A 6384-nucleotide genomic window follows, 5' to 3' on the forward strand; every position below is an offset into this window, starting at 1 on the left:
CATAAACCTTATAAAAATCATCAATATTCAGGGTATCTTCCGGACTTTTATATTCGAAAATATTATGTCCCTTTAATAATCGGCCCATATTTTTTTTCAACGGTTCAGAACCATTTTTTTTAATGACCAGTGCATCAATCCTCATGGGCATCTTGTTTAATTCCAACTCGGAAAGAAAAATAAGACGGTCAGCCTCCTCTCCAAAGTCAATCTGCATGGCGGCAATAAATGCCGGATGCCATTGCAGCCTTTTATCTGTCATGTACTGCACCTCCATTATAGCATGTGAAATGTACGGAGTATATCTGTTTGTAACTTAAAAATGTGCATTACTGTTCGCTGATATGACTATTTCAGGTCATCTGGGAACAATAATCCACTGACAGTCCTGTAAACAATAATCTTTTTTATTTGCTGTAGCTTTATTCAATTGTGAAATACAAATCTGGATTTTTTGACGAAAGTCAGAAAATATAATATTCCGGAAATAAAGATTTGTATGGCCAGAATACCATTTCGGAAAAACAATTTCAATGTGTTTATTGTTGAAAAATAGGGGTATATTGTTGATACTTTAGAAGTTAGATTTGTGGAAATGTATGTTAGTTTATAAAAACGACCATGCATGAACAGAAATGTTCATGCATGGTCGTTTGTTATTTTGATCACGCCTAAAGATATGGCCCGTATTTAGTAGTTTTCGGCTTTTCTTTCGAAGTAAGCACGTGGATGTGCACATACCGGACATACTTCAGGAGCTTCATCACCCTGATAGATATATCCACAGTTTCCACATTTCCATCCAAGAGGAGCTTCATCTTTGAATGTCTGTCCAGCACGGAAGTGGTCAAGAAGTCTCTGATAGCGTTTTTCATGAGAAGCTTCTACTTCTGCAACACCTCTGAATTTAGCAGCCAGTTCTGTGAAACCTTCTTCTTCAGCCTCTTTAGCCATGCGTGCATACATATCTGTCCACTCATAGTTCTCGCCTGCAGCAGCGTCTGCCAGGTTCTCTTCTGTATTACCGATTCCGTGGAATTCTTTGAACCACATTTTTGCGTGTTCTTTTTCCTGGTCAGCAGTCTCTAAGAAGATGTTTGACATCTGTACATAGCCAGCTTTTCTTGCAGCGGATGCATAGTATGTATACTTATTGCGTGCCTGTGATTCTCCTGAGAATGCCTCCATAAGATTCTGTTCTGTTTTTGTTCCTGCGTACTTAGACATAGTGTAAATCCTCCTTTATTTTTTGGTGCTTCTGACGGCAGTGCCGCCGGTTCGTCCACGAGGCATTCCGTTTGGAATGACTACTTTATGGATAAGTTTATTATACCATTATGAACATATGTTTCAATAAAAATTAGATAAAATGTGGATAAATTTTCCATGTAAGAGTAAATGACCTGCAAAGGAGGGGAAACTCCAATGCAGGTATTTACATATGAATCCTATTATTTTGGATTAGCCGAAGTATCTCTTTAACAGACCCTCGAATGCTTTTCCGTGGCGTGCTTCATCTCTTGCCATCTCGTGTACTGTATCATGGATTGCATCCAGGTTAGCAGCTTTTGCACGTTTTGCAAGGTCAAACTTACCAGCTGTAGCTCCGTTCTCAGCATCAACTCTCATCTCCAGGTTCTTCTTAGTGCTGTCTGTAACAACTTCACCTAATAACTCAGCAAATTTAGAAGCATGTTCTGCCTCTTCGTAAGCAGCTTTTTCCCAGTACAGGCCGATCTCAGGATATCCTTCTCTATGAGCAACTCTTGCCATTGCAAGATACATACCTACTTCTGAGCATTCTCCTTCAAAGTTAGCTCTTAAATCAGCGATGATGTCTTCGCTTACGCCCTGAGCAACGCCGACAACATGCTCTGCAGCCCATTCTCTTTCACCTGTCTGCTCTTTGAACTTCTCAGCTGGTGCTTTACAGATTGGACATTCTGCCGGTGCTGCATCTCCCTCGTGAACATAACCACATACTGTACATACAAATTTTTTCATAATTTAAATCTCCTTTTCTTTTTATAATTTTTTTTATTTTGTTTAGCCGATAGACCAATAAGGCCCGGCAGTAATTTATTTTAATATAGGAAGTAATCTTACTTCCTATATTAATCACATGGTAAATTTGAAAATCTCTCATACAGTCTGGCTGCATGGATTGTGTGGAACGTGTTATAAAGGGGTTCCTTCCTTATGACTTTTGGATGCAGTCACCGCATTTTCCGTAAAAAATTGTGGTACTGGATTCTATAATACCGTCGAAGTTTTCGGCAGCTGCTTTATTGACCTGTTCGATATTCTTCATATCCAGGTCCAGATCCAGAACCTTTCTGCAGCTAGTGCAGAAAAAATGATTGTGCGGCTGGATATTTCCATCAAATCTATCTCCGCCGTCGGGGGCCGGAATCTTTATCGCCTCTCCAATGTCAGTCAGCAGGTTTAAATTCCGGTATACGGTACCAAGGCTGATGTTTGGAAATTCTTTCTTCACATGCAGGTAAACCGTATCGGCAGTGGGATGTTCTTTCGTCATCGCCAGATAACTTTTGATGCATTCTCGTTGCCGACTATACTTCAAAGCTGCCAATGTAAACCTCCTTTCAATCTGTAAAGTAATAATAGTAATTGTTACTGTAGTTAGAATATAATACATAATCACACAAATGTCAATACTATTTTTAAAAAAAGTAAATTTTTTTTCGTCGGTAAACAAAGGCCTTAGAAAATGGATATTCCTATATTTCTATTATAGAAGCTTTCAGACATATATGGATGAAGATTTTGTGAAAATTAAAAGTTTATAAATATCTATATAGAAAGAATAGAACTGATAAAATGTTACAAAATAATTAACAAAATGGTTGATAAAACTTTTTTAAATAATGGAATATAAAGGAAACTGTCGAACTATGTAGCATGAAAACGCTTGAAAATATGTTGACACATTGGAAATAGGTTGCTATAATAACATCGTAACAAAAGTTAACAATTATGTAACATTTAGAACTTCCTACAAAAGATAAAGACACTTGAACCCAGGGGAATCAATTCATTACCCCACGGGTAGATTTGCAGCAAAGCTGCAAGAAAGGCTTAAGGAGGTTTTATATGAAAGCAGCACGTATGAAGCAGAAATTGATTCTTTCTGCTTTAGCAGGAGCGATTATGGTTCCGGGGAGTGTAATTACGGTTAAGGCCGCGGACAGCAGTGAAGAAAATGTTCCGGTCATTCCGGTTGCAGGAATCGAATCGATAGTAAAAGAAAGCTACCAGACAAATGTAAAGGAGAACATTAATCTTTATCTGGTACAAAATAGCGAGGGTGAGTATTTAAATATGGCATTTTCTAATGTGAGTGACTATGCTTACATTAGAAGTGCCCCGGATGAAGCAAGTGACTGGGTCGGCAAGCTGTATCAGAATTCAGCGGCCGAGGTACTTGAATATAATGAAGGCTGGACAAAGATCAGGTCCGGTTCGGTAGAAGGCTATGTGCCTGCCGACTGTCTGCTGACAGGGAGCAGCGCTGAGGCACATGCCACAGAATATGAACAGAACCAGGCAACAGTGAATGCCGATCTTCTGAATGTCAGGGACGGGCAGGGAACCGATGCCGGAATACTGACTCAGATTACGGCGGGTCAGCAGTATGAAGTAACAGGTGAAGCTGTTAACGGATGGTATCCTGTAAAAGTAGGAGAAACAACTGGATGGGTATGTGGTGACTATATAGATGTACAGAAACAGTATGCATATGCTGAATCCAAGGAGGAAGAGGAACAGCGCATCGCACGCGAAGAAGCTGCAAAGCAGGCCGAGGAGGCCCGCAGACAACAGGAAGCCCTGGAGGCGGCTGCGATCAAGGATCAGGCGGCCGGTGGACAGGCAGTCATTGATTATGCGTGCCAGTTTATAGGAAACCCCTATGTATGGGGCGGAACAAGCCTCACAGAGGGCGCTGACTGTTCCGGATTCGTACAATCCGTATATGCAAACTTTGGAATCAGCCTGCCGCGGACAACATGGGATATGGAATCTGTAGGGACGGCAGTTAATTATGAGGATGCAATTCCAGGCGATATTGTCTTATATGATGGTCATGTGGGCCTGTATATGGGAGATGGTAACATCGTCAACGCAATGAACGAGTCAGACGGCATCGGAATATGCAGCGCAACTTATGCACCGATCATAACGGTGAGGAGAGTATTATAATATAGATTATGAAGGCACAGTATTGGGGAGAAATCAGGAAACTGATAATACTGTGCCGGACAAATAGAATAATGAAAGCTGCACTGAAAAAAATATTTTTCTGGTGCGGCTTTTTTAGTGTATTCTTCCACTTTGGATAAGAAGATACATAGTTCGACAAAAATAATTTGGCAAGCAAATGTATTTGTTCAGACATTATGGAAAGATATAGGAAAAAAGCTCGGATTTTGCAGGAAATGTGAAAAGGATGGCATAGACAAAGTGCACAAAAATGTAAAATAATGTCGAAAGTGTGGAAAAAGAAGTTTTCAACTTATCCACACTAAATTCCAAAAAAAACGTGGAAAAATATAGTTTTTAGCAAAGTTATCCACATTATCCACACAAAAACATGTGTTTTATGTGGATTACTTTTCTAAAAAAAAGAACGGACGTTTTGTTCAGTTATTATGAAATTAATTTTTTGTCGAAAAAAATCAGCAAAATGATTGACTTTTGAGTAGTCAAAAATTGAAAATAATTGTGCGAACAATTCAGAAAATTGTCTCGAGATGTACCTGATTTCTGCGTAGGTTTTATGACTTTAGATCAGATGTATTATTAGCTCGGATATTTTAGACATTAATATACAATAAATTTGCATTTTAGACGGTTGATTATTTAAAAAATAGGGACTATAATAAAAAGCACTAATAATGTAAGGAGGAAAAGAAATGTCCAAAATTTCTAAAGATACGACAATCGGAGAATTATTACAGATTTATCCGGACGCAGCACCTATTTTAATGGAGATTGGCATGCATTGCCTTGGATGCCCGTCTGCACAGATGGAGTCTCTTGCAGAGGCGGCTATGGTGCATGGTCTTGATTCCGACCTGCTTGTAGAAAAGATCAACGCTTCTATGAATGCAGCCGGTGTATAATAGTTACTGCTTACAGGCGTGCCAGTGAACCGTAACGTATCATAAAATATGACCGCATGTGGCGTTATCCACATAAAAATCCCCGGAAGGCATAACCTCCCGGGGATTTTTATCAAACTGTTTTCCTTATACAGAAGCAAGCTTCTGCACAGCATTTGCGGAAATCATGATATCGCAGTGCTCCTCAAGAAATGCAAGGGTTGCACCGGAAGCTTTTTCCAAAGATCCATATTCGGAAAGCATATTACATATCTTATTGAACTCCTTGTTGGAATGGCCTGACTGTGTCAGGGCCAGGATATATAATTCATTCTCCGTATCATGGTAAAGTGTATTGGAGCCGTGGTATACAGGTCCAAGAAGATGGGCGACCTGGATCACACGATCCATGCTGTCAAAAGAGAACAGGCGCACATTAAACGGCGCAGGCGCGTCGGCAACAGTGGATGATGCATCCTTTGTGTCAGCTGCAGCCTCCTTTACCTTGTTAAGCAAATTCAGGAATTCCTCTGCCCCTTCCAGCTTCTCCAGAGTCTCAGGTACGACGGAGTCTGCCTCCCCCAGTGGTGTAAACTTGGAAAACCTGGTATCTAATTCTTCCGGATCTTCTACCTTTGTGATGATTAAAACGATAGAATCCGCTGAAGCAGGAATTGCTTCTATCATCAAAGGGATGTCTTCTGCCTCAAAGCCAAAGTCGAAAGACGCCTGCTGCATCATATCTCTAAAAAGAGATTTAGCTTTTTCTGTGCCGTAGGCAAGCTCGCTTAATTTCAGGTGGCGCGCTGCCAGGTCGGCACGTGTCAGTGTACAGCGAATCTGATTGTCGTTCAGTTTTTCGATTTTCATATAATCACATCCTCACGAATTGTAATATCAAAAAAATATATATCTTCTCACTATTAGTATAAACAAAAACAAAAAATATGTAAAGGAATTTAGAAAGAGTTTATAAAAAAATGCAGTTAAAAAATTTGTATTAAAAATATGAAAAAAGATATTGACATTATCGTTAATATGAACGATAATACAAATATAAGAAAAAGAGAGCGGAAATAAGTTTAAATACGAAAAATATCACAAAAATATAGAAAGAAACAAAATGAATATACGCGTTATTAATAAAAAAATAGCGGATTTAAAAGAAGCAATCTAGGAACGATAATATAATAATCATATAAATTTAATTAGAGAGGAGGAAAAAGATTGAAAATGAAAAGTAGAGGTTATCCATTACCTT

General features: G+C 39.2%; 6 protein-coding genes and 1 pseudogene. 2 read left to right on the forward strand and 5 right to left on the reverse strand.

Translation table 11 applies throughout. The features are described from left to right. From DWX43_RS27225 to DWX43_RS25865, 4 genes and pseudogenes are all read right to left on the reverse strand, one after another. Positions 1-262, reverse strand: a pseudogene (locus tag DWX43_RS27225) (hypothetical protein); the annotation flags it as partial. Positions 263-690: 428 nt separating this feature from the next. Beyond that, positions 691-1227 (reverse strand): rubrerythrin, encoded by a 537-nt coding sequence (gene rbr / locus DWX43_RS25855; RefSeq protein WP_109733315.1) that lies wholly within the window; start codon positions 1225-1227, stop codon positions 691-693. A gap of 234 nt (positions 1228-1461) precedes the next feature. After that, positions 1462-2004, reverse strand: coding sequence for an NADH peroxidase (locus DWX43_RS25860; protein ID WP_109733316.1), 543 nt, complete (start codon positions 2002-2004; stop codon positions 1462-1464). 193 nt (positions 2005-2197) lie between these two features. Continuing rightward, positions 2198-2593 carry a transcriptional repressor gene (locus DWX43_RS25865; protein ID WP_109733317.1) on the reverse strand — a complete coding sequence of 132 codons (396 nt, stop codon included), beginning with the start codon at positions 2591-2593 and terminating at the stop codon, positions 2198-2200. A 521-nt stretch (positions 2594-3114) separates the two neighbouring features. Here DWX43_RS25865 and DWX43_RS25870 point away from each other — a divergent pair. Further along, on the forward strand, positions 3115-4221 hold the full coding sequence (locus DWX43_RS25870) for an SH3 domain-containing protein (protein WP_118622838.1): 1107 nt from the start codon (positions 3115-3117) through the stop codon (positions 4219-4221). A gap of 713 nt (positions 4222-4934) precedes the next feature. Next, a complete protein-coding gene (locus DWX43_RS25875; protein WP_109733319.1) occupies positions 4935-5144 on the forward strand; it encodes a DUF1858 domain-containing protein in 210 nt (69 codons plus the stop codon). A gap of 126 nt (positions 5145-5270) precedes the next feature. Here DWX43_RS25875 and DWX43_RS25880 read toward each other — a convergent pair whose 3' ends face one another. Then, complete coding sequence (locus DWX43_RS25880; protein ID WP_109733320.1) at positions 5271-5993, reverse strand: adaptor protein MecA; 723 nt, start codon at positions 5991-5993, stop codon at positions 5271-5273. Between the last annotated feature and the right edge of the window lie 391 nt (positions 5994-6384).

The organism is Clostridium sp. AF19-22AC, assembly GCF_003479085.1.
Lineage (GTDB): Bacteria > Bacillota > Clostridia > Lachnospirales > Lachnospiraceae > Faecalicatena_A > Faecalicatena_A orotica.

Excerpts from the sequence above, each read along its gene's own strand:
- rbr (WP_109733315.1), bottom strand. The coding sequence starts at position 1,227 with ATGTCTAAGTACGCAGGAACAAAAACAGAACAGAATCTTATGGAGGCA.
- DWX43_RS25860 (WP_109733316.1), bottom strand. The coding sequence starts at position 2,004 with ATGAAAAAATTTGTATGTACAGTATGTGGTTATGTTCACGAGGGAGAT.
- DWX43_RS25870 (WP_118622838.1), top strand. The coding sequence starts at position 3,115 with ATGAAAGCAGCACGTATGAAGCAGAAATTGATTCTTTCTGCTTTAGCA.
- DWX43_RS25875 (WP_109733319.1), top strand. The coding sequence starts at position 4,935 with ATGTCCAAAATTTCTAAAGATACGACAATCGGAGAATTATTACAGATT.
- DWX43_RS25880 (WP_109733320.1), bottom strand. The coding sequence starts at position 5,993 with ATGAAAATCGAAAAACTGAACGACAATCAGATTCGCTGTACACTGACA.